At 72.4% G+C, this 21,693-nt stretch carries 20 protein-coding genes; 13 read left to right on the top strand and 7 right to left on the bottom strand.

The genetic code is table 11. The features are described 5' to 3' along the window. The first annotated feature begins 91 nt into the window (after positions 1–91). The 3 genes from ACE101_RS15285 to ACE101_RS15275 all read left to right on the top strand — a co-directional run bounded on the left by ACE101_RS15285 (position 92) and on the right by ACE101_RS15275 (position 2,421). A complete protein-coding gene (locus tag ACE101_RS15285) occupies positions 92–1,501 on the top strand; it encodes an amidase (protein WP_379130919.1) in 1,410 nt (469 codons plus the stop codon). Next, complete coding sequence (locus tag ACE101_RS15280; protein WP_379130917.1) at positions 1,498–1,848, top strand: hydroxyisourate hydrolase; 351 nt, start codon at positions 1,498–1,500, stop codon at positions 1,846–1,848. The genes ACE101_RS15285 and ACE101_RS15280 overlap by 4 nt, the downstream gene beginning before the upstream one ends. A gap of 315 nt (positions 1,849–2,163) precedes the next feature. After that, positions 2,164–2,421, top strand: coding sequence for a hypothetical protein (locus tag ACE101_RS15275; RefSeq protein WP_379130916.1), 258 nt, complete (start codon positions 2,164–2,166; stop codon positions 2,419–2,421). Positions 2,422–2,881: 460 nt separating this feature from the next. On the opposite strand, the gene ACE101_RS15270 is transcribed toward ACE101_RS15275, so the two are convergent. Further along, on the bottom strand, positions 2,882–3,586 hold the full coding sequence (locus tag ACE101_RS15270; RefSeq protein ID WP_379130915.1) for a hypothetical protein: 705 nt from the start codon (positions 3,584–3,586) through the stop codon (positions 2,882–2,884). A 209-nt stretch (positions 3,587–3,795) separates the two neighbouring features. Here ACE101_RS15270 and ACE101_RS15265 point away from each other — a divergent pair, with 209 nt between their 5' ends. The 10 genes from ACE101_RS15265 (at position 3,796) to ACE101_RS15220 (ending at position 16,001) form a co-directional block, all read left to right on the top strand. Further along, the gene (locus ACE101_RS15265) at positions 3,796–4,683 is read left to right on the top strand and encodes an undecaprenyl-diphosphate phosphatase (RefSeq protein ID WP_379130913.1); all 888 of its coding nucleotides are present in this window, start codon (positions 3,796–3,798) and stop codon (positions 4,681–4,683) included. Positions 4,684–4,802: 119 nt separating this feature from the next. After that, a complete protein-coding gene (gene fabD, locus ACE101_RS15260) occupies positions 4,803–5,738 on the top strand; it encodes an ACP S-malonyltransferase (RefSeq protein ID WP_379130911.1) in 936 nt (311 codons plus the stop codon). Between the two features lie 15 nt (positions 5,739–5,753). Beyond that, complete coding sequence (gene fabG / locus ACE101_RS15255; protein WP_379130909.1) at positions 5,754–6,494, top strand: 3-oxoacyl-[acyl-carrier-protein] reductase; 741 nt, start codon at positions 5,754–5,756, stop codon at positions 6,492–6,494. A gap of 232 nt (positions 6,495–6,726) precedes the next feature. Then, positions 6,727–6,963: an acyl carrier protein gene (locus ACE101_RS15250; RefSeq protein ID WP_012333004.1), complete on the top strand. Its 237-nt coding sequence runs from the start codon at positions 6,727–6,729 to the stop codon at positions 6,961–6,963. Between the two features lie 77 nt (positions 6,964–7,040). Next, a complete protein-coding gene (fabF, locus tag ACE101_RS15245; RefSeq protein ID WP_379130907.1) occupies positions 7,041–8,300 on the top strand; it encodes a beta-ketoacyl-ACP synthase II in 1,260 nt (419 codons plus the stop codon). Between the two features lie 560 nt (positions 8,301–8,860). Continuing rightward, positions 8,861–10,225 (top strand): endolytic transglycosylase MltG, encoded by a 1,365-nt coding sequence (gene mltG, locus ACE101_RS15240; RefSeq protein ID WP_379130904.1) that lies wholly within the window; start codon positions 8,861–8,863, stop codon positions 10,223–10,225. 10 nt (positions 10,226–10,235) lie between these two features. Continuing rightward, complete coding sequence (locus tag ACE101_RS15235; RefSeq protein ID WP_379130901.1) at positions 10,236–11,111, top strand: YicC/YloC family endoribonuclease; 876 nt, start codon at positions 10,236–10,238, stop codon at positions 11,109–11,111. Between the two features lie 76 nt (positions 11,112–11,187). Beyond that, a complete protein-coding gene (gene gmk, locus ACE101_RS15230; RefSeq protein WP_379130898.1) occupies positions 11,188–11,847 on the top strand; it encodes a guanylate kinase in 660 nt (219 codons plus the stop codon). Between the two features lie 115 nt (positions 11,848–11,962). Then, the gene (locus tag ACE101_RS15225) at positions 11,963–13,339 is read left to right on the top strand and encodes a dihydrolipoyl dehydrogenase (RefSeq protein WP_379130896.1); all 1,377 of its coding nucleotides are present in this window, start codon (positions 11,963–11,965) and stop codon (positions 13,337–13,339) included. Positions 13,340–13,403: 64 nt separating this feature from the next. Beyond that, entirely contained in the window at positions 13,404–16,001 is a 2,598-nt protein-coding gene (locus tag ACE101_RS15220) for a histidine kinase dimerization/phosphoacceptor domain -containing protein (RefSeq protein WP_379130893.1), read from the top strand. On the opposite strand, the gene ACE101_RS15215 is transcribed toward ACE101_RS15220, so the two are convergent. The 6 genes from ACE101_RS15215 to ACE101_RS15190 all read right to left on the bottom strand — a co-directional run bounded on the left by ACE101_RS15215 (position 16,002) and on the right by ACE101_RS15190 (position 21,648). After that, positions 16,002–17,069: a lysylphosphatidylglycerol synthase domain-containing protein gene (locus tag ACE101_RS15215; protein WP_379138703.1), complete on the bottom strand. Its 1,068-nt coding sequence runs from the start codon at positions 17,067–17,069 to the stop codon at positions 16,002–16,004. Continuing rightward, a complete protein-coding gene (locus ACE101_RS15210) occupies positions 17,069–17,395 on the bottom strand; it encodes a (2Fe-2S) ferredoxin domain-containing protein (RefSeq protein WP_379130891.1) in 327 nt (108 codons plus the stop codon). The genes ACE101_RS15215 and ACE101_RS15210 overlap by 1 nt, the downstream gene beginning before the upstream one ends. Before the next feature lie 329 nt (positions 17,396–17,724). Continuing rightward, the gene (locus ACE101_RS15205) at positions 17,725–18,732 is read right to left on the bottom strand and encodes an ABC transporter ATP-binding protein (protein WP_379130889.1); all 1,008 of its coding nucleotides are present in this window, start codon (positions 18,730–18,732) and stop codon (positions 17,725–17,727) included. Positions 18,733–18,735: 3 nt separating this feature from the next. Further along, positions 18,736–19,779 (bottom strand): ABC transporter ATP-binding protein, encoded by a 1,044-nt coding sequence (locus ACE101_RS15200; protein WP_379130887.1) that lies wholly within the window; start codon positions 19,777–19,779, stop codon positions 18,736–18,738. Beyond that, a complete protein-coding gene (locus ACE101_RS15195) occupies positions 19,776–20,690 on the bottom strand; it encodes an ABC transporter permease (protein WP_379130885.1) in 915 nt (304 codons plus the stop codon). Before ACE101_RS15195 ends, ACE101_RS15200 begins: the two co-directional genes overlap by 4 nt. A 4-nt stretch (positions 20,691–20,694) precedes the next feature. After that, complete coding sequence (locus ACE101_RS15190) at positions 20,695–21,648, bottom strand: ABC transporter permease (protein WP_379130882.1); 954 nt, start codon at positions 21,646–21,648, stop codon at positions 20,695–20,697. Positions 21,649–21,693 lie beyond the last annotated feature (45 nt).

The raw sequence follows: 21,693 nt of genomic DNA, 5'->3' as shown, positions 1-21,693 counted from the left end.
GCATGGCAAATCGTATGCCATTTCTGGAAAACATGTTGCGGCCGAGTGATTTGCCCTTTGGGCGGCCGATGCGCGAAAGCGGGAGGATGCGATGACGAGGCCCCTGTGGGCGCTGAGTGCCGTGGAATTGGCCAACTGCTTCGCGCATGGGCAGGCGACGCCGGTCGATGCGCTGGAATCCTGCCTGGAGCGGATCGCTCTCTGGGAGCCGGCACTCAACGCGCTCACCCGCCGCAATCCGGCCGCCCGCGCCGAGGCGGAGGCGAGCGCGGCCCGCTGGAAGGCCGGCCGGCCGCTCTCGCCCCTCGACGGGGTGCCGATGACGGTCAAGGAGTTCCTGCTCGCCCGGGGGCTGCCCGCCACCTTCGCCGAGCCGGCCTTCGGCGCCGAGGCCGCGGCCGAGGCGGACGAGCTGCCGGTCGCCCGGATGCGCGCCGCCGGCCTCGTGACGGTGGCCAAGACCAACATGCCGGAATTCGCCGTGCAGGGTTACACGGCCAATGCCCGCTTCGGCACCACCGGCAATCCCTGGAACCCGGCCCTCACGCCGGGCGGCTCGACGGGCGGGGGCGCGGCGGCCACCGCCGCCGGCTACGCGCCCGTGGCCCTCGGCACCGATGGCGGCGGATCGCTGCGGCGGCCGGCGGCCCATACGGGGCTCGTCGGCCTCAAGTCGTCGCTGGGCCGCGTGCCGCGCCACGGCGGCCTGCCCTCGCCGCTCCTCGATTTCGAGGTGGCGGGGGCGCTCACCCGCACCGTCGCCGACAGCCGCGCGGTGCTCGCCCTGATGGAGGGAGCCGATCCGCGGGTGCTGTGGTCGCGCCTCCAGCCCCCGCCGGTCCCGCCCGGGCGCCCCCTGCGGGCCGTCTACGTGGAGCGGATCGGCGACGCGCCCCTCGATCCCGTCATCGCGGCCTCCTGCCGGGCGGCCCTCGACGACCTGCGGGCCTGCGGCGTGACCCTGGCCGAGGGAGAGCTGCCCGTCGACATCGCCGAACTCAACGAGCTCTGGCCGGAGATCGGGCGCATCGGCCTCGCGCATCTCTTCGCGTCCGATCCGGCGCTCGCCGCCCGCGCCAGCGCGCCCTACCGCGCCATGGCCGAGGAGGGGGCCCGCGCCCCGGCGACGCGGCTGTGCCGGATCCTCGACCTCGTGCAGCGCCTGCGCAACGCGGCGAGCGCGGTCTTCACGGAAATCGACCTCATCGTCACCCCGGCCATCGCCGCCCTGTCCTGGCCCGCGGACGCGGTCTTCCCGCCCGTGATCGCCGGGCAGGCGGTGGGACCGCGCGGCCACGCGGTCTATTCGGGCTGGGTCAATGCCGCGGCCCTGCCGGGCCTGAGCCTGCCGGTCGATCCGTCGCCGGAGGGCCTGCCGATCGGTCTCCACCTCGTGGCCGGCTTCGGGCGCGACCACCTGCTCCTCGACGTCGCCGAGGCGATGGAGCGCCGCCGCCCCTGGACGCAGCGCTGGCCCGCGCTTCCGGGAGCCGCGTCGTGAGGGCGGGCGGCATCTCGGTCCATGCCGTGGACGTGGCGGAGGGGCGCCCCGCGGCGGGCCTGCGGGTGGTGATCGAGGCGCTCGATCCCGGCGGGCGGCGGCTCGTGGCGGCGGGGCGGATCGGTCCCGACGGCCATCTCGATCATCCGGTCGTGCGCGGCGAGGGCGTGGCGGCCGGCACCTACGAGGTGACCTTCGACATCGGCGACTACGTCGCGGCACGGGGCGGGAGCGGGCGATTTCTCGACCGTGTGCCTTTCCGGTTCACGATCGAGGCGGTGCAGGAGCACGTCCATCTCCCGCTGAAATTCACCCGCTTCGGCTACGCTCTGTTCCGCGGCGCCTGAGCAATCGCGGCTCCGCGCGGGCGTGCGGACCCCGCGGGCCATAATTGGCAGCGCTGCCGGCAGGGTGGTGTCCAAGCTCACCCGCCGCCGCGGGGCCGCGCGACCCCGGCGAATCTGGTCCGGCGGGCCAGTTTGCTCCGCGCGGCCACGGCCGCATCGATCGGGGATTGCGAGGATGCTGTGCCGCACGGGTGGCGAGGGGGAGGCGGCGCTGGCGCGCTCGAACGGGCTTCCGAGTCGGATCTTGCCGACGCCGCAAGGGAGGCCGCTGACTGACGCATAGCTCGGCGGTGCGCAGGCGCTATGTCCGCCCGCATGCCGATTCCCCCGACCCTTGCCGATCTCTGCAACGCCGATCTGGTCACCCGCGAGCAGGTGGACGCCGCCGTCGCGACCTTCCTCTCCGAGCCCAGGCCCGGGCCGCATCCCATCGCCGACGGCGTGACCCTCGACATCGCGGCCGCCGTCGAGGAGCATCCCTGGGCCCACATGGTGGCCTACGATGCGGATGTGAGCCGCACGTCCCGCCACCTTGCCGTCCGGACCGCCGTCCTCCTCGCCATCCTCGGCTGAGGGACACCGGTCGCCGCGCTCGCCGACGGTTCCTTCCTTGCTGCACTCGGCCGCACCACCCATTGGGACAGTTGCGGTGTGCGCTGCAGCATGGCATTGAGGGGATGTGCGGCCGCGATGGCGTCGCGGTTGCGCTGCCCTCTTTGGGCGTTTCCTCCCTAGACTTCGGGCCGTTCCGCAAGGACGGCCTTTTTTTCTGCCCGGTGATGGCGATAGCCAGCCGCGCACCGGTTGCGCAAGCCCATCGCGCGAAAAATTGTGCATGGCGCGGAACGGGCATGCAGTGTCGTGCATGAAGCGCGGCGTGCGCATTCCCTTCCGCAGACCGATGCGAGGTCGGATGCCGGTGCGGGCGCAGGGCCGGAAATGCTCCTGCGCGGAGTGCCGGAGGTCGCGCGAGCCGCTCACGTCGTCGGATTCGTCGTTGGTGCCCTCGCGAGGACGCACGATGCACGCGCGGTCAGGACAGGATGTTGACCGCGCGGGCGGCGACGAGCGCCACGGTGAGGAGCGAGATCGAGGCCTCGGCCATCATCAGGAGCTTGGCCCGCGCCGTCAGGGGCATCGTGTCGGTGGGCGAGAACGCGGTGGCGTTGGTGAAGGACACGAACAGGTAGTCGACGAAGCCCGGCACGAAGGGCGTCTCGCCGATCGTCGCCGGATCGAGACTCATCTGCGGGAACAGGAAATCCGCGCCGCGCTCCATGCGGAAGCTGCGCAGGGCGGGCCCGCCGCGATCCGTCGACCAGTACCACAGGGCGAAGATGATCACGTTCGTCGCCCAGATGTTGAGCGCGTCGAGGAGGAGCGTCGGGGCGCTGCCGGCCTTGCCCGCGAGCAGCGCGCGCACCAGCCCCACCAGCGCCGCCGTGTTCACGACTGTCACGAGGGCCGTGAGCACCAGGGCCGCATGGCGGATCAGCCGGCGGTGATGCGTGACGAGCTGCCAGTGGCTGTCCGTCTGCGCCTGCCGGGCGCGGCGCTGGTTCCAGGCCGTGGCGGCCGAGAGCGGGATCAGCAGGGCGAGTTCGAGGGCGGGCGCGAGCCAGCGCGGGCCGACGCCGAGGTCGTTGACCACGAGGAGCTGCAGCGCGGCGATGACCGCGATGGCGCCGCGGGTGAGCCAGAAATCGAGGGCGCGGGTGTGGACGAGGTGGTGGTGCATCCGGGGGCTCGCGGGCGGTCCGCCCGCCTCCGGTGATGATCCGAAGGGGCGGGACGACCGCCATCCTGCGCCCGGATGTCTTGCCGTTCCATGCCGACGCCTCCGACCCGGCCCGCCGGCCTTGAGCCTGACACGAAGCGGGCTTCCAAGGGCGCAGGATGGCGGCCGTTCGGCCGGCTCGCCGACGATCGAGAACGGGGAGAGGCCAAGTGCCGGGTGGTGCGAGCGAAGCCTGCGTCCAGGGCGTCGATACCGGATTCGTGACCCTGGGCTACGCCAAGGTGGCGATCCTCGGCGTCGTGCAGGGCCTGACCGAGCTGTTGCCGATCTCCTCCACCGCGCATATGCGCGTGGTCCCCGGCCTGCTGGGCTGGCCGGATCCGGGCTCGGCCTTCTCGGCCGCGATGCAGCTCGCGGCCCTCGCCGCCGTGGTCAGCTACTACTGGCGCGACGTCAGCGGGATCCTGGTCGGCTCGGCCACGGCCGTGGCGCGGCGGGACTTCGACAGCCCGGATTTCCGCTTCGCCGTCGGGATCGTGCTGGCGACGGTGCCGATCGTGGTCGCCGGCGTGCTGCTCTCGCCCGTGCTCAACGCCTGCGGCTCGCCGCTGCGGACGCTGCCGGTGATCGCCTGGGCCTGCGTGGTCATGGGCGTGCTGCTCGCCGTCGCCGAGATCGCCGCGCGCCACCGCCGCCCGGCCGGAGAGGCGCGGCTGCGCGACATGCTGATGGTCGGGATCGCGCAGGTGGGCGCCCTGATCCCCGGGGTGTCGCGCTCCGGCTCCACCCTGACGGGCGCCCTGATGCTCGGCTTCAAGCGGGCGGATGCCGCCCGCATCTCCTTCCTGCTCGGCCTGCCAGCAATCCTGCTCGCGGGCCTGCGCGAGATCTGGATCCTGCACAAGGCCGGCCTCGGCGCGCAGGGCTGGAGCGTGCTCGGCCTCGGCCTCGTGGTCGCCAGCCTCTCGGCCTTCGCGGCGATCTGGCTGCTCATGCGGGTGCTGGAACGGTTCTCCGCCTGGCCTTTCGTCCTCTACCGCATCGCCCTCGGCGTCGGGCTCCTCGTCGCGCTGCATGCCGGCCTGCTCGCCGCCTGAGCGGAGGGCCGGCCAATCCCGATCGCGCGCGAAATGCTCCTGCTGCGCTTGACTGGCAGGCCGAGCGGTGCGAGTGCCGCGCCCCAATCGAACGACCTCAGGGGCAGGAAGCTTCAGCCGTGTCGCGCGCCTTCATCTTTCCGGGCCAGGGCAGCCAAGCGGTCGGCATGGGCGCCGGCCTCAGCGAGAATCACCCGGCGGCCCGCGCGGTCTTCGCCGAGGTCGACGAGGCGCTCGGCCAGAACCTCTCGCGGCTGATGTTCGACGGCCCGGCCGAGGAACTCACCCTGACGGCCAACGCCCAGCCCGCCCTGATGGCGGCGAGCCTCGCGGTCCTGCGGGTGCTGGAGGCCGAGCGCGGCCTCGACCTGTCGCGCGACGTCGCCTTCGTGGCGGGCCACTCACTCGGCGAGTACAGCGCGCTCGCGGCGGCCGGCGCCCTCACCGTCGCGGACACCGCGCGCCTCCTGCGCCTGCGCGGCGAGGCGATGCAGCGGGCGGTTCCGGTCGGGACCGGCGCCATGGCGGCGCTCCTCGGCCTGGAGGTCGAGGCCGCCGAGGAGATCGCCGGCGAGGCCGAGCAGGGCGAGGTCTGCGACGTCGCCAACGACAACGGTGCCGGGCAGGTCGTGGTCTCGGGCCACAAGAGCGCGGTCGAGCGGGCCGTCGCGATCGCCCAGTCGCGCGGGGCCAAGCGGGCCGTGATGCTCAACGTCTCGGCGCCCTTCCACTGCGCGCTGATGGGGCCGGCGGCCGAGACCATGCGGGCTGCCCTCGATCAGGTCACGCTGTCCGCCGCCACGGTTCCGGTGATGGCCAACATCCTGGCGAGCCCGATCCGCGAGCCCGCCGCCATCCGCGACGCGCTGGTGCGGCAGGTGACCGGCACGGTGCGCTGGCGCGAATGCGTCGCGGCCATGGCCGCCGCGGGCGTCGACGCCTTCTACGAGATCGGCAGCGGCAAGGTGCTCTCCGGCCTCGTCCGGCGCATCGCCCCGGGCGCGAGCGCCACCCCGATCGGCGCGCCGGCCGACATCGCCGCCTTCACCCTCTAAGCGGGGATCCACGCCATGTTCGACCTCACCGGCCGCAAGGCCCTCGTCACCGGCGCGACCGGCGGCCTCGGCGGCGCCATCGCCCGCGCCTTCCACGCGCAGGGCGCCCAGGTGGCGATCTCGGGCACCCGCCGCCCGGCGCTCGACGCCCTGGCGGCGGAACTCGGGGGCGAGCGCGTCCACGTGGTCGAGGCCAACCTCGCCGATACGGCCGCCGTCGAGGCGCTGGTGCCGGCGGCCGAGGAGGCCCTCGGCGGGCTCGACATCCTGGTCAACAACGCCGGCATCACCCGCGACAACCTCTTCCTGCGCATGAAGGACGAGGAGTGGGACAGCGTGATCGCGGTCAACCTGACGGCGGCGTTCCGGCTGTCGCGGGCGGCCGTGAAGGGCATGATGCGCCGCCGCTACGGCCGCATCGTCAATATCGGCTCCGTGGTGGGCTCCACCGGCAATGCCGGCCAGGGCAATTACGCGGCCGCCAAGGCGGGCCTCGTCGGGCTCACCAAGGCGCTCGCCGCCGAGGTGGCGAGTCGCAAGATCACCGTGAACTGCATCGCCCCCGGCTTCATCACCTCGCCGATGACGGACGCGCTCAACGAGAAGCAGCGCGAGTCGATCCTGGGCACGGTGCCGATGGGGCGTCTCGGCGAGGGCGCCGAGATCGCCGCCGCGGCGGTCTATCTCGCCTCCGACGAGGCCGGTTACGTCACCGGCCACACGCTGCACGTCAACGGCGGCATGGCGATGCTGTGAGCCGGACGGGAGGCGGCTCCGCCACCCCTGAACGGGCCCTTAACCGGCCTCGCCACGGCGGAATCCCTGTGTTAAGCACCCGGCCGGCCGTGCAAGGGGATTGAGCGGTCCGGCCGCGTGCGGCCTCCCAACACACCGCGCGGCCGGCGGATCCGGCCGCAACCAGCTTCCCGGGATCGCCGGCTGATCAGCAGCGGCGCCTCCCTACCGAAGAAGAACCGAGGACCATCAGATGAGCGATATCGCGGACCGGGTGAAGAAGATCGTTGTCGAGCACCTCGGCGTTGAGGCCGAGAAGGTGACCGAGAACGCGAACTTCATCGACGATCTCGGGGCCGACAGCCTCGACACGGTCGAGCTGGTGATGGCGTTCGAGGAAGAGTTCAACGTCGAGATCCCGGACGACGCGGCCGAGACCATCCAGACGGTCGGCGACGCGATCAAGTTCCTGGAGAAGAACTCCGGCTGATCGCCGGCGTTCATCGTCTGAGCGGCTCGGCGGACAGCCTGAGCGGAGTGAGAATGGGATCGGGTCGGGATAACGCGATGCGTCGGGTCGTCGTCACGGGCCTCGGGATGGTGTCGCCGCTGGGAAGCGGCGTCGACATCACCTGGCGCCGCCTCATCGAGGGGCAGAGCGGGGCTGCCCGCGTCGAAGCCTTCGACGTCTCCGACATTCCCTGCCAGATCGCCTGCTCGATTCCGCTCGGCAATGCCGGGGAGGGGGCCTTCAATCCGGACGCCTACGTGGAGCCGAAGGAGCAGCGGAAGGTCGATCCCTTCATCGTCTACGCGATGGCGGCCTCCGCCCAGGCCCTCGACGACGCGGATTGGCATCCGACCTCCCACGAGGACCAGTGCGCCACCGGCGTGCTGATCGGTTCCGGCATCGGCGGCATCGGCGGCATCTACGATGCCTCCGTGACGCTGTTCGAGAAGGGGCCGCGGCGCATCTCGCCCTTCTTCATTCCCGGCCGCATCATCAACCTCGCCTCGGGCCAGGTCTCGATCGCGCATGGGTTGAAGGGCCCCAACCACGCGGTGGTCACCGCCTGCTCGACGGGGGCGCACGCGGTCGGCGACGCCGCCCGCCTGATCGCTCTCGGCGACGCGGACGTGATGCTCGCCGGCGGCGCCGAATCGCCGATCAACCGGCTCTCGCTCGCAGGCTTCGCGGCCTGCCGGGCCTTGTCCACCGGCTTCAACGACCAGCCCACCAAGGCGTCCCGTCCCTACGACCGCGACCGCGACGGATTCGTGATGGGCGAGGGCGCGGGCGTGCTGGTGCTCGAAGAGTACGAGCACGCGAAGGCGCGCGGCGCCAAGATCTACGCCGAGGTGGTCGGCTACGGTCTCTCGGGCGATGCTTACCACATCACCTCGCCCTCGCCGGACGGCGACGGCGCCTATCGCTGCATGAGTGCGGCGGTGAAGCGGGCGGGCATTCAGGCCTCCGACATCGATTACATCAACGCCCACGGCACCTCGACGCCCTTGGGCGACGAGCTGGAGCTGAAGGCGGTCGAGCGCCTGCTCGGCGAGGCGCGCGGGGTCTCGATGTCCTCGACCAAGTCCGCGACCGGGCACCTGCTGGGCGCCGCCGGCGCCATCGAGGCGATCTTCTCGGTGCTGGCGATCCGCGATCAGGTCGTGCCGCCGACCCTCAACCTCGACAATCCTTCGGTGGAGACCGCCATCGACCTCGTGCCCCACGAGGCGCGTCGCCGGAAGGTCGACGTCGTCCTGTCGAACTCCTTCGGCTTCGGCGGCACCAACGCCTCGCTGATCATGCGGCGGGTGGACTGAGCGGATCTCCGATCGCGACGGATGGCGCGTCGGCAACGGATTCGCTGCCGTCTCAATCCGTCGAGCGGTCGAGCGATCGCTCCTGAAGACGCACGGCGCCGTCGCCGAGCCCGAGAACGAGCACCGGCAGAACGACGTGAGCGTAGAGCCACAGGCCGGTCACGTCAGCCTCCCGAGACGACGGCGCGCGAGCCCGTGGAACCCACCCGCGGCGCCGATCCACACGATGCTTCCGATAGCGGGCAGGATACCACGCTCGCTGTCGCATCGACCCCGTCGAGAGCTGCGACCACGGGGCCGAGAACGCCGCCCGCCAAGGAGGCGGTCGAGCGCATTGGCGGTGAGCTTGGTCCGCTCGTTGTCGATCTGGCTCATGGAATCGGTATCGATGCCGCCGGGATCTTCCGTAAGGGTAGGGCGGATGGCCGGGAAAAGTCCAACGGAGGGTTGTGAATCCACCGGCTCCATTTCGCCATAAAGGCTGGTAGGGTCGGACGCCCCGGACCCGCGGGCCGGGCAGGCGCGCGTCCGTCGTCGAGGACCGCCACAACAGGACCGCCATGTTCCGTAAGCGAAAGACCGACGCGCCCGTGCCCAGCGCGCCGGACCAGCCGGCCCCGCCGAGCCGCCTCGCCCCCCGCAGCCCGAGCGAGGCGATCAAGCCCACCGCCGCGCCGCCGCCCCCGGCGCCGCCCGAGCGCGCGCGCGGCGGCCTGCTCTCCGCGATCAGCGGCTTCCTCACGCTCTTCGCCATCCTGGGCATCGGCGCGATGATCGGCATCGTGGTGCTCGACCGGCAGACCAACGAGCCGGGTCCGCTGGTGAACGACAAGGTCGTGGTGGTGCCGGCGCGCTCCAGCGTCGGCGAGACCGCGGCTCTGCTCGCCCGCGAGGGCGTGATCGAGCATCCGGCCCTGTTCGAGCTGACGGCGCGCTTCGCCCGCAAGCAGCCCCTCAAGGCGGGCGAGTTCAACTTCCGGGCCCATGCCAGCATCGACGACGTGATCGACACGCTGATCCAGGGCCGCCCCGTCCAGCACGCCATCACCTTCCCGGAGGGGCTGACGAGCGAGCAGATCGTCGCCCGGCTCAACGACAACGACATTCTCACCGGCGACATCAACGAGACCCCGGCGGAAGGCTCGCTCCTGCCCGACACCTACAAGTTCGAGCGCGGCGACAGCCGCCAGAAGATCCTGAACCTGATGCGCGCCAAGCAGCGCGAGGTGCTCAATCAGGTCTGGAACCGCCGCTCCGCCGAGATCCCGGTCAAGACGCCTCAGGAACTCGTCACGCTCGCCTCCATCGTCGAGAAGGAGACCGGGCGGGCCGACGAGCGCCCGCGGGTCGCCGGGGTGTTCGTCAACCGGATGCAGAAGCGCATGAAGCTGCAATCCGACCCGACCATCGTGTACGGGCTGGTCGGCGGGCGCGGCACGCTCGGCCGCGGCATCATGCGCTCCGAGATCGAGCGGCCGACTCCCTACAACACCTACGTGATCGAGGGTCTGCCGCCGGGGCCGATCGCCAATCCGGGCCGGGCCGCCCTCGAGGCGGTGGCGAATCCCTCGCGCACCAAGGAACTCTACTTCGTGGCCGACGGCACCGGCGGCCACGTCTTCGCCGAGACGCTGGACGCCCACAACCGCAACGTCGCACGCTGGCGGCAGGTGGAGCGGGCCAAGGCCGCCACCGACCCGTCCGTCCCCGTGGACAAGGTGGAGCCGCCCCCGACGGCCGACCCTTCGGCCTTCACGCCGGGCCGCGGCCCGAGCCCGTCGCCGATGGCCTATGACGGCAGCGATCCCAACGGGGCGCGCTCGAAGGCCTTCGACGCGTCCGAGGGCACGGCGCGCGACCCCCTGCGCAACAAGACCTACGACCTGACCTATCCCAAGACCGTTCCGGCCCTGCGCAACCCTTGAATACGAACCCATGACGATCGCGAGCATGACGGGCTTCGCCCGCGAGGCGGGGGTGACCGGCCCGGTCCAGTGGGCCTGGGAGGTCAAGAGCGTGAACGGCCGCGGCCTCGACATCCGCGTGCGCGTGCCGCCGGGCTTCGAGGCGGCCGGCGAGGAGGCCCGCAGCCGCATCCAGAAGCGCCTCGCCCGGGGCCAGTGCCAGCTCACCCTCACGCTCTCGCGCACCGAGACCGTGCCGCGCGTGCGGATCAACGAGGTGCTGCTCGCCTCGCTCGTCGAGGCGCTCGGCCGCATGCCCCGCCCGGAGGGGATCCAGCCGGCCTCCCTGGACGGGCTGCTGCAGGTGCGCGGGGTGATCGAGGCGGAGGAGGTGCGCGAGGACGCGGCGGCGCTGCAGTCCGATCTCACGGCGGCGGCGGGGCGTCTCGCCGAGGCCCTCGCGGCCATGCGTGAGACGGAAGGAGCCGCCCTCGCGGCCCTGATCGCCGAGCAGCTCGCCACCATCGGCGGCCTCGCCGACGCAGCCGATGCCTGCCCGGCCCGCCGGCCGGAGGCGATCCGGGCCCGCCTCGCCGCCCAGATCGCCACGCTGATGGAAGCCGGCGGCTTCGATCCGGCGCGGCTGCACCAGGAGGCGGTGCTGCTGGCCGCCAAGGCGGATGTGCGCGAGGAGATCGACCGGCTGCGCACCCATGTGGCGGCGGCCCGGGCGCTCTTGGAGGCCGGGGGTGCGGTCGGGCGGCGCCTCGACTTCCTCGCCCAGGAATTCGGCCGGGAAGCCAACACGCTCTGCGCGAAGGCGAACGACGTCGCCCTGTCGCGGATCGGCCTCGACCTCAAGGCCGTCGTTGAGCAATTCCGCGAGCAGGTGCAGAACGTCGAGTAGCCGCCGGCGGATGGGCCGGTTCTTAACCGGCCTCCGCGAGGATCGGGCGGCCAGAGGGCCTGAGGGACGCGTGCAGATGAGTGTGGGGTCCGAGACGCCGGTGTCGCGGCGCGGTCTGGTGCTGATCCTGTCCTCGCCCTCGGGCGCGGGCAAGACCACGCTGACCCGCGCCCTCGCGCAGCAGCCCGAATGGGGGCTGGAACTGTCGGTCTCGGTGACGACGCGGGCGCGCCGCGCCTCGGAGATCGACGGCCAGCATTACCGGTTCATCGACCGCGAGAGCTTCGATTCCCTGCGCGAGCGCGACGACATGCTCGAATGGGCGGAGGTGCACGGCAACTTCTACGGCACGCCGCGCCGGCCCGTGGAGCGGGCGCTCGCGGCTGGCCGCGACATGATCTTCGACATCGACTACCAGGGCACCCGGCAGGTGCGCGCCAAGCTGCGCGACGACGTGGTGACGATCTTCATCCTGCCGCCGAGCATGGCCGAGCTGCGCCGCCGCCTGGAGCGCCGGGCCGAGGATTCGGCCGAGACCATCGAGCGCCGCCTGCGCAACGCCCGCACCGAGATCGAGCGCTGGTCGGAATACGATTACGTGCTCGTCAACGACGACCTCGACCGCTCCTTCAAGACCCTGGAGGCGATCCTCAGCGCCGAGCGCCTGCGCCGCCAGCGGCAGATCGGGCTCGACCGGTTCGTGGCCGGCCTGCTCGCGGAGGGGGAAGCCCCTTAAGCGGAACCTTTTCGGGTCTTTCGCGATAGCCTGCCGTTGCGGAGGCGGCAGGCATGACCCGGGGTACAGGCGATCACGCGGCGGCCGGCCGGCCCGTCCGCCCGGTATCCCGCGCATGACCCGAACGCTCTCCTGCGACGTCGCCGTGATCGGCGCCGGCACGGCGGGGATCGCCGCCCGCGCGGCCGCGGCGGCGGAGGGCGCCCGCACGCTCCTGATCGAGCGGGGGCCGGGGGGCACCACTTGCGCCCGGGTCGGCTGCATGCCCTCGAAGCTCCTGATCGCGGCGGCCCGGGCCGCCCACGACGCGCGCGGCGCCGGCCTGTTCGGGATCGAGGCCGGTCCGGTGCGGGTGGACGGACGGGCGGTGCTGCGGCGCCTGCGCGCCGAGCGCGACCATTTCGTCGCCGCGGTCTTCGAGAGCCTGGAGGAGGTGCCGGAGGAGGAGCGGATCCGCGGGACGGCCCGCTTCGCCGGGCCGACGACGCTCCGGATCGACGCCCATACGGAGGTTGCCGCCAGGGCCGTGGTGATCGCGACGGGGTCGAGCCCGTCGCTGCCCCCGGTCCTCGAGGCGGTGGCGGAGCGCGTGCTCACCACCGACACGCTGTTCGAGATCGAGGATCTGCCCGCCTCCCTCGCCGTTCTCGGCGCCGGGCCGGTCGGGCTGGAACTGGCGCAGGCCATGGCGCGGCTCGGCGTGGCGGTGACGCTGCTCGATCCGGCGGAGCGGGTCGCGGGCCTGCGCGATCCCGCCATCGCAGCCTGCGCCGCGGACCTGATCGGGCGGGACGTCGATCTCCGCCTCGGCTGCGAGGTCGCCGGGGCCGAGCCGGACGGGGAGGGGGTGCGCCTGCGCTGGCGTGCCACCGCCGGCGAGGAGACCGCAACCTTCGCGCGCGTGCTCGCCGCGGCCGGCCGGCCGCCGAATCTCGCCGGTCTCGACCTTGCCGGCACCGGGCTCCCCCTCGATGGGCACGGCATGCCGGAGGTCGATCCGCGCAGCCTCCAGTGCGGGGATGCGCCGATCTTCATGGCGGGCGATGCGAATCACCTGCGCCCCGTGCTGCACGAGGCCTCGCGCCAGGGCGGCATCGCGGGGCGCAACGCCGCGCGCTGGCCCGCCATCGCGGCGCCGGAGCGCTGGCCCGCCCTCGCGCTGGTGTTCAGCGATCCCGAGATCGCCGCGATCGGCCGGCCCTTCGATGCGGAGCAGGACTGGCTGATCGGCGAGGCGAGCTTCGCCGATCAGGGGCGCGCCCGCGTGATGGGCCGCGCCGCCGGCCGCGCCCGGATCTACGCCGAGCGCGACGGCCGGCTGATCGGGGCCGAGATGATCGGCCCGGACGCCGAGCATCTCGGTCGTTTCCTCACGATCGCCGTGCAGGAGCGCTGGACGGCGCGGCACGCCCTCGACCGGCCGTTCTACCATCCGACCCTCGTGGAGGGGTTGACGGGGGCGCTCGACGCCATCGCCCGCCGGGCCGGATGAGGAACGGATCACGCCTGCGGCGCTTTCCTGCCCCGGCCCGAGCCGGTAAGGGTAGGCGATCGTGATGACGACATCCTGCGCCCCCGCGCCGGCCTTCGATGCCGAGTCTCTCGACGCCTTGAGCGAGGGCGAGATCGACGGCCTCGACCACGGCGTGATCCAGGTCGACGCCGCGGGAACGATCCTGCGCTACAACCGGGCGGAGAGCCGGCTCTCGGGCCGGGCGCCGGAGCGCGTCATCGGCCGCAACTTCTTCTTCGACGTGGCGCCGTGTACGCGGCTGCCCGCCTTCTACGGCCGCTTCCGGGAGGGGCTGCGCCGCGGTCTCCTCGACGAGACCTTCTCCTTCGCCTACGGGTTCGACCCACAGCCCTTGCATGTACGCGTGACGCTGCGCCGATCCGCGGTGCCGAACCGCTACTGGATCCTCACCGAGGTTCTGGGACGCGTGGCGGTGTCGCCGCAGCGGGAGGCGGTGCGCGCGGCGGTCGATCAGCGGGTGAGGGCCGAACCCGTCGACCCGACCCTGTGCGAGCGCGAGCCGATCCACATCCCGGGCGCGATCCAGCCGCACGCGGCCTTGCTGGTGGCGGAAGCCGCGGGCCTCACCGTGATCGCGTGCAGCGCCAATGCCGCCGAGGCCCTGGGCGAGGTGCCGCTCGACCGGCCGCTCGCGGCCCTGCTGCCGGCCGCGATCGTCGATGCGGCCGGGCAGCTCGGCGCCGACCCGGCATCGGGCGGCCGGATCCTTCGCCAGCGCATCACGCTCCCGCCGGAGAACACCCCGTTCGAGGCCGTCATGCACCGCGTCGGCGACCGGGTGCTGGTGGAACTCGAACGCGCCCCCCTGCACCCGGAGGATTTCGCGAGCGCGAGCCTCACCGCGGTGGAGGAGGCCCTCGGGCGGCTGCGCGCCGCCGACGACCTCGCGCAGGCCGCCGCGACGGCCGCCCGCGAGATCCGCCGGCTCACCGGCTTCGACGACGTTCTCGTCTACCGGTTCGATCCCGAGTGGAACGGCGAGGCCATCGCGGAGGACAAGGATCCCGCCTGGGAGCGCTCGCTCCTCGGCCTGCGCTTCCCCGCGGCGGACATCCCCGCCCAGGCGCGCGCGCTCTACACCCGGGCGAGGAGCCGCTTCGTCATCGACCGGGATTACGTGCCGGTGCCGCTCCTCGCCACCCCCACCGCGAACGCGCCCGTCGACCTCACCTTCGCGCAGAGCCGCAGCCTCTCGCCGATCCATCTCGAGTACCAGCGCAACCTCGGCGTCAACGGATCGATGTCGGTGTCGATCCTGGTGGAGGGGCGGCTCTGGGGGCTGGTGATCGGGCATCACCGCAGGCCCCACTACGTGGCCCCCGAGACGCGGGCCGCGGCGGGCGTGCTGACCGACGCCCTCGCCCTGCGCATCCACGAGATGGAGAGCCGCCGCCTCTGGCGCGAGCAGCAGGACCACCTCGCCTCCGAGAACCGGCTGGTGAGCGAACTCGCCCGTTCGGACGACGTGATCACGGCGCTCACCGCCGGCGAGACCACTCTGCTCGATTTCTTCGGCGCCACCGGCGCGGCGATCGTCTCCGACGGCGCGGTGCGGCGGCTCGGGGTCGCACCGCCGGACGAGGCGGTGCTCGCCATCGCGGCGCATCTGCGCGCGACCTTGCCGCCGGAGCGCTCGGGCTACGCCTCCTGCGAATTCGCCGCCGAGCACCCGGCGAGCGCGGCCTACGCGGACCGCGCGAGCGGCGTGCTGGCCGCCTTCACCGATCCGCGGCGCGATCACCTGCTGCTGTGGTTCCGGCCCGAGGTCCCGAGCACCGTCACCTGGGGCGGGGACCCGCGCAAGACCGTGCTCGCGGCGGCCGGCACCGACACGGTCCTGCCCCGGCGCTCCTTCGAGCGCTGGGTGGAGGAGCGGCGCGGCGCCTCCGAACCCTTCGCCGCCTGGCAGATCGGCCTCGCGGAGGCCCTGGCGCAGGTGGTGGAGGGCGTGGTGCTGCGCCAGCGCCGCAAGATCGCGGAACTCACCACCCTGCTGACCGAGAAGGAGGCCCTGCTCGCGGAGAAGGACATCCTCGCCAAGGAGATCGATCACCGGGTCAAGAACTCGCTCCAGATCGTCTCGGCCTTCCTGCACATGCAGCGGCGGCAGGTGACGGATCCCGCCGCCAAGCAGGCCTTCGCCGAGACGATGGGCCGGGTGATGAGCGTCGCCCGCGTCCACGACAGCCTCTACCGGACGGCGAGCGTGGACGAGGTCGATCTCGGCCAGACGATCGAGAATCTCTGCGCCGATCTCGCGGTGATGGCGGGGGACCGCCACACCCTCGCCCTCGACGCCGAGCCGGGCCTGATGGTGCCCTACCGCAAGGCGGTGGCCCTCTCGCTGATCGCGACGGAACTCGTCACCAACGCCTTCAAGTACGCCTACGACGACGACGCCGCGGGCGGGCGGGTGGCGGTGAGCGTCGCCGGGGAGCCGGAAGGTCGCGTGCGCCTCTCCGTCCGCGACGAGGGCCGCGGCCTGCCCGAGGGCTGGGCGGAGAGCCCGGCCCGGGGCACGGGCCTCGGCATGAAGCTGATCCGGGCGATGCTGGAGCAGATCAACGCCCGCATCGAGGTGGAGCCCTGCGCGGGGGCCTGCTTCACCGTGACGGCCTGATCACGCCTCGCGGCCGACCTCATCGGGCGGCCGTGCGACGAGGCCGCGGCGGCCCTCGATCATCTGCCAGAGCAGCAGCGAGGGCAGCCCCAGCACCACGTCCGGCACGCGCTTGACGAGGGAGAGGGCGAGCGCCGTGTCGGCGTCGATGCCGAAGATCGCCCCGAGGAGCACGAACCCCCCCTCCTGCACGCCGAGCCCGCTCGGCACCGGGAAGGCCGCCGACTTGATCGCCTGGCTCAAGGATTCGAGCACCACCGCCTCGCTGAACGAGATGTCGGCGATCCCGATGCATTGCAGGGCGATCCAGATCTCCAGGGCGCCGAGCAGCCAGGCCGCCGCGTGCAGCAGGAAGCCCTGCAGCAGGGCGCCCCAGCGGCTCCGCGCCCAGAGGACGTCGAGGGCGCCCTGAACGCCGGGCCGGGCCGCGTCGCCCGACGCGGCCTCGCGCAGGAAGCGCCGGCCGAGAGCGGCGATCCGCCGCTCCAGCGCGCCCGCGCCCCCGAGGCGCTGGACCGCGAAGAAGGCACCGAGCACGACCACGCTCACCGCGAGGCCCTCCGCGCACCACGTGGCGAGGCGGGCCGCCTGGGCGTTGTCCACCTGAGCGAGCAGGACCACGCCGAGGGCCGAGAACAGCGCCAGCCCGACCACCTGGAAGAACATGTCGATGACGATGCCCGCCGCCGCGAGCGGGCCCGCCACACCCCAGAAGGTGAGGAGGCGGCCGCCGAGCACCTCGCCCCCGACCGAGGCGACCGGCAGGAGGACGTTCACGCCCTCGCGCACGGCACGCAGGAGCAGGAACGGCCCGCTGCCGAGCCCCGGCACGCCGGCGACCTTGGCCCAGGCGAGGCCGCAGAGCAGCAGGATCAGGGCGCGCACCACCACCACGGCGGCGAGACCCGCCGCGCCCACGCGCCCGAAGGCGGTCGCCACCGCGCCGAGGTCGTGGACGCTGACCAGCCACAGGGCGAGCAGGATGCCCGCGAGGGCGCCGATGAGCGGGATCCGGCGCAGCAGGGCCTGCCCGAGCCGCCGGCGCGGCGGCGAGGAGACGGCAATCATCACGATGCGGATTCCGGTACGAGCACCTGCGCCATCGCCTCGGCCTCCGTGGCCGGATCGATCACCACGAGGCGGCCGGCGCGCAGGGAGGCGGCGGTGGCGAAGGTGAGACTGCGCTTGGGACAGAGGCCGAGGCAGCCGGTCTCGACCACCCGAACCTTGCGGTCGGGCCGCGTGCGCTTGAAGGCGCGCTTGAGATCCTTGCGGACGGCCTTGCCGCCGCTCCCCTGGCGCTTGGCGCATTTGGCGCAGACCACGACGAGGTCGTTCCAGGGAGCCGAGGCCGCCTTCGGCCGCCGGCCCTGCGCATCGCCGATCCCGCTCACGCCGTTCCTCCGGGCCCCCTTCGGGCCGGGCGACGGGGTAGCGGGGGAGGGGGTGCCGTGCAACGCGGCATGCTGAGGCGCCCCGAAGGGCCGACAGGGGCGCACGGGTTGCGCCGCGCCGGCCCGCCGGGACGCTGGGAGAGACAGGAGCACCGGAACCGCCTCGCCTGAAGGAGCCGCGGACGGAAACGGCCAGGGTTGGGCTGCGGTTCCGTTGCGTCCCGGGTCATACGGTTTCCGGATGATCGCTTCGCGATGCGGAAACCGGCCTCGCTCAGGCGCCGCGGGCTCGTGATACGGTTTCCGAAAGTGATCGTCCGGAAACCGTATCAGACCGCCGCGCCGATCCGCACGCAGCGCGCCGCGTGGCCCGGCGCGACCGCGACGCGCGGCGGCAGGCCGTCGTGGCAGGGCGGCGCGGACCGGGCGCAGCGCGGCTCGAACGGGCAGCCGGGGGGCGGGTCGGCGAGGTCCGGGGGCGAGCCCGGGATGGTGACCAGCCGCACGCCCTTGGGGGAATCCGGCGTGATCCGCGAGGCGAGCAGGCCCTGCGTGTAGGGGTGGGCGGGCGTACCGATCACCGCGCCGCTCGATCCCACCTCGACGAGGTGGCCGCCATACATCACCGCCACCCGGTCGGCGACCTGCACGGCGACGCCGACGTCGTGGGTCACGAAGATCACCGCGAGGCCGAGGTCGCGCTGCAACTCGCGCAGGAGCAGCAGGATCTGGATCTGCACCGTGGCGTCGAGGGCGGTGGTCGGCTCGTCGGCGAGCAGCAGCTTCGGCTTGCAGGCGAGCGCCAGCGCGATCATGGCGCGCTGGCGCATGCCGCCCGACATCTCGTGCGGATAGGCTTCGAGGCGCCGGGCGGCGGAGGGGATGTGCACCCTCTCGAAGAGTTCGAGCGCCCGCGCCCGGCCCCTGGCGAAGCTCGCGCCCTCGTGGCGCACCACCGCCTCGGCGATCTGGTCGCCGATCCTGTAGACCGGATCGAGGGCGAGGCCCGGATCCTGGAAGATCATCGAGACGGTGCCGCCGCGATAGGCGGCGAGGCTGCGCCGCCCGAGGGCGAGGACGTCCTGGCCGTCCACCCGCAGGGTGCCGCCGATGCGGGTGCGCTTCTCCGGCAGGAGCCGCATCAGCGCCCGCAGCGTCACGCTCTTGCCCGAGCCGGATTCGCCGAGGAGGGCGAGCGCGTCGCCGGCCTTGAGGTCGAAATCGACCCCGCCGACCGCGCGGACCGGCTTCCGGCCGCCGAGGAAGTCGACGGTGAGGCCGCGGACATGGACGAGGGCGTCGGAGGCCACCTCGGGGTTTCGCAGAGGAGCATTCATGGGTCAGGCAGCCATCGGCAGGGCGGGGGCCTCGGGGTGGCCGGAGCCGGCCACCGCCCTGTGGCAGGCGGCGCGGTGGGCCGGCGCCACCGCGTCGAGGCCGGGCTCGCGCGCGCTGCACACCGGGGCGGCGAAGCGGCAGCGGGTGTGGAAACGGCAGCCCGGCGGCGGGTTGATCGGGTTCGGCGGATCGCCCGTGAGCGGCGCCTCGTCGATCCGCGCGCTCGGATCGGTGGAGGGCTGCGAGGCGAGCAGGGCCGCCGTGTAGGGATGGCGCGGCGTCGCCAGGATGGCGTCGGCGGGGCCGAGCTCGGCGACCTTGCCGAGATACATCACCATCACCCGGTCGGACATGAAGCGCACGACGTTGAGGTCGTGCGAGATGAACATGTAGGTGAGGCCGAAATCCTTCTTCAGGTCGGCGAGCAGGTTCAGCACCTGCGCCTCCACCGACTTGTCGAGGGCCGAGACCGCCTCGTCGAGGATGAGGAGGCGCGGTTCGAGCGCGAGGGCGCGGGCGATGTTCACGCGCTGGCGCTGGCCCCCCGAGACCTCGTGCGGGTAGCGCCCGCCGAAGCGGCGGGGCTCCAGCCCGACCCGGCGCAGGAGGTCGTGGGCGCGGGCGAGGGAGGCCTTGCGCGAGAGCCCGTGCGATTGCGGCCCGAACGCCACCGTCTCCTCGACGGTGAGGCGCGGGTTGAGCGAGGCGTAGGAATCCTGAAAGACCATCTGCACTTGGCGCCGGTAGGCCTTCAGGTCGAGGGCGCGCGAACCGAGGAGTTCGCCGTCGAAGACGATCTCGCCCTGGTCCGGGGCGATGATCTGCATCAGCAGGCGGGCGGTGGTGGACTTGCCGCAGCCCGATTCGCCGACGACGCCCAGGGTCTCGCCCTTGAGGATGTCGAAATCAATGCCGTCCACCGCGCGCACCACCGGCCCCTTGCCGAACAGGCCGCCCTTCGCCCCGAAATGCTTCACGAGGCCGGTGACCGAGAGGAGGGGCTGGGCGGGGCCGCCGCGGTCCCGCGGATCGAGCGTCTCGCTCATGAGCGCACCTCCATGGCCGAGCGCAGGCCGTCCGACAGCAGGTTGAAGGAGATCGAGGTGAGGAAGATCATCACCCCGGGCAGCGCCGCGACGAGCGGGTTGACGTAGATCGCCGTGCGCAGGGTGTTGAGCATCAGGCCCCATTCGGGCTCCGGCGGCTTCACGCCGAGGCCGAGGAAGGAGAGGCCCGAGGCCAGGATCATCGAGACCGAGATCAGGCTGGTGGCGTAGACGAAGACCGGCCCCAGCACGTTGCCGAGCACCTGCACCCGCACCACCCGGAACGGGTTGGCGCCCGAGACGCGGGCCGCCTCCACGTAGTCGCGGTTGCGGATCTGCACGGTGACGCTCTCGGCCACGCGGGTGATCTGCGGCACGAACACGACGGTGAGCGACACGATCGAGTTGAGGATGCCGGCCCCGAGCGCCCCGGAGAGCGCGATGGCGAGCAGCACCGAGGGGAAGGCGAAGAACACGTCGACCACGCGCATGATCAGCGTGTTGATCCAGCCCCCCGCATAGCCCGCCAGGATGCCGAGCCCCGAGCCGACGAAGAAGGCGATGACCACGGGCAGCACGCCCATGAACAGGGACAGGCGGCCGGCATAGAGGAGGCGGCTCAGCATGTCGCGGCCGAGCTCGTCGGAGCCGAGGATGTAGGTGGCGTCGCCCACGTGCTTGAGGCGGCGCACCATCGAGCCCTTGAACGGGTCCATCGGCGCGATCAGCGGCGCGAAGATCGCCGCGCAGACGATCAGCAGGATCACCAGCCCGGCGCCCATGGCGACGGGGTCGCGCACGAGGCGGGCGAGCACGCTCGCCCAGTAGCCGCGGCTCGCCCGGATCGGCATCTCGACGGGGACGGCGGCCACGGCGGGATCGGCGGTGGCGAGGGAGGTCGGCGTCGTCATCGTCTCACGCCCTCTGGATGCGCGGATCGAGGGCGGTCTGCACCACGTCGACCAGCAGGTTCAGGGTCACGAAGAACATGGCCAGCACCAGGATCGTCCCCTGGAGGAGCGGCAGGTCGCGCTGGAAGATCGCCGCGTTGAGCAGGAAGCCGGTGCCGGGCCACGCGAACACGGTCTCGATCAGGATCGAGCCGCCGAGCAGGTAGCCGAGCTGCAGGCCCATGATGGCGATGGCGGTGGGGGCGGCGTTCTTCACCACGTGCTTGAACACGCCGAACTCGGACAGGCCCTTGGCGCGCAGGGCCTGCACGAAGTCCTGGTGCAGGATGTCGCCGACGAGGGCCCGCACCGTGCGGGAGATCACGCCCATCGGGATCACCGACATGGTGATCGCCGGGAGCACGAGGTAGCGCAGGTGCTCGGGATCCGGCCACCAATCGCCCGAGCCCTGCGGCCCGGCGCCCGTGGGCGGCAGCCAGCCGAGGGTGGCCGAGAACACGATCACCATCACGATGCCGAGCCAGTAATGCGGCACGCTCACGCCGAAGACCGCGATGGCGGAGGCGGTGCGGTCGAGCCAGGAATCGCGGGCGTAGCCGGCGACGAAGCCGAAGAAGGTGCCGAAGGTGAAGCCGATCAGCGTCGCCACCGAGGCGAGGATCAGGCTGTTGCTCACCGCCCGCGCGACCTCCGCGAGGACGGGGCGGCCGGTGGCGATCGAGGTGCCGAGATCGCCGTGCAGCACCTTCCAGAGCCAGAGGCCGTACTGGACGGGGAGCGGCTTGTCGAAGCCGTAGGCCGCCCGCATCTGCGCCTGCATCTCCGCGGTGGCGTCGACCGGCAGGATCGCGCTCAGCGGATCGCCCGGCGCGAGATGGACGAGGAGGAAGCAGACGACGCTGACCCCGAGGGCGACGGGCGCCGCGTAGGCGACGCGTTTGAGGATGAACGAGAGCATGGCGCCTCAAAGCGGGTTCGTCGGCGCGACCGGCTGGGCGGTGCC

The organism is Methylobacterium carpenticola (assembly GCF_042748905.1).
GTDB lineage: Bacteria > Pseudomonadota > Alphaproteobacteria > Rhizobiales > Beijerinckiaceae > Methylobacterium > Methylobacterium carpenticola.
The sequence above is the reverse complement of the archived record's forward strand: the minus strand, read 5'-3'. Positions and strand labels throughout refer to the sequence as shown.

What these genes read in the sequence shown, in the direction of transcription:
- ACE101_RS15285 (WP_379130919.1), top strand. Translation starts at nt 92, where the DNA reads ATGACGAGGCCCCTGTGGGCGCTGAGTGCCGTGGAATTGGCCAACTGC.
- ACE101_RS15275 (WP_379130916.1), top strand. Translation starts at nt 2,164, where the DNA reads ATGCCGATTCCCCCGACCCTTGCCGATCTCTGCAACGCCGATCTGGTC.
- ACE101_RS15270 (WP_379130915.1), bottom strand. Translation starts at nt 3,586, where the DNA reads ATGCACCACCACCTCGTCCACACCCGCGCCCTCGATTTCTGGCTCACC.
- fabG (WP_379130909.1), top strand. Translation starts at nt 5,754, where the DNA reads ATGTTCGACCTCACCGGCCGCAAGGCCCTCGTCACCGGCGCGACCGGC.
- ACE101_RS15250 (WP_012333004.1), top strand. Translation starts at nt 6,727, where the DNA reads ATGAGCGATATCGCGGACCGGGTGAAGAAGATCGTTGTCGAGCACCTC.
- fabF (WP_379130907.1), top strand. Translation starts at nt 7,041, where the DNA reads ATGCGTCGGGTCGTCGTCACGGGCCTCGGGATGGTGTCGCCGCTGGGA.
- mltG (WP_379130904.1), top strand. Translation starts at nt 8,861, where the DNA reads ATGTTCCGTAAGCGAAAGACCGACGCGCCCGTGCCCAGCGCGCCGGAC.
- ACE101_RS15235 (WP_379130901.1), top strand. Translation starts at nt 10,236, where the DNA reads ATGACGATCGCGAGCATGACGGGCTTCGCCCGCGAGGCGGGGGTGACC.
- gmk (WP_379130898.1), top strand. Translation starts at nt 11,188, where the DNA reads ATGAGTGTGGGGTCCGAGACGCCGGTGTCGCGGCGCGGTCTGGTGCTG.
- ACE101_RS15225 (WP_379130896.1), top strand. Translation starts at nt 11,963, where the DNA reads ATGACCCGAACGCTCTCCTGCGACGTCGCCGTGATCGGCGCCGGCACG.
- ACE101_RS15220 (WP_379130893.1), top strand. Translation starts at nt 13,404, where the DNA reads ATGACGACATCCTGCGCCCCCGCGCCGGCCTTCGATGCCGAGTCTCTC.
- ACE101_RS15215 (WP_379138703.1), bottom strand. Translation starts at nt 17,069, where the DNA reads ATGATTGCCGTCTCCTCGCCGCCGCGCCGGCGGCTCGGGCAGGCCCTG.
- ACE101_RS15205 (WP_379130889.1), bottom strand. Translation starts at nt 18,732, where the DNA reads ATGAATGCTCCTCTGCGAAACCCCGAGGTGGCCTCCGACGCCCTCGTC.
- ACE101_RS15200 (WP_379130887.1), bottom strand. Translation starts at nt 19,779, where the DNA reads ATGAGCGAGACGCTCGATCCGCGGGACCGCGGCGGCCCCGCCCAGCCC.
- ACE101_RS15195 (WP_379130885.1), bottom strand. Translation starts at nt 20,690, where the DNA reads ATGACGACGCCGACCTCCCTCGCCACCGCCGATCCCGCCGTGGCCGCC.
- ACE101_RS15190 (WP_379130882.1), bottom strand. Translation starts at nt 21,648, where the DNA reads ATGCTCTCGTTCATCCTCAAACGCGTCGCCTACGCGGCGCCCGTCGCC.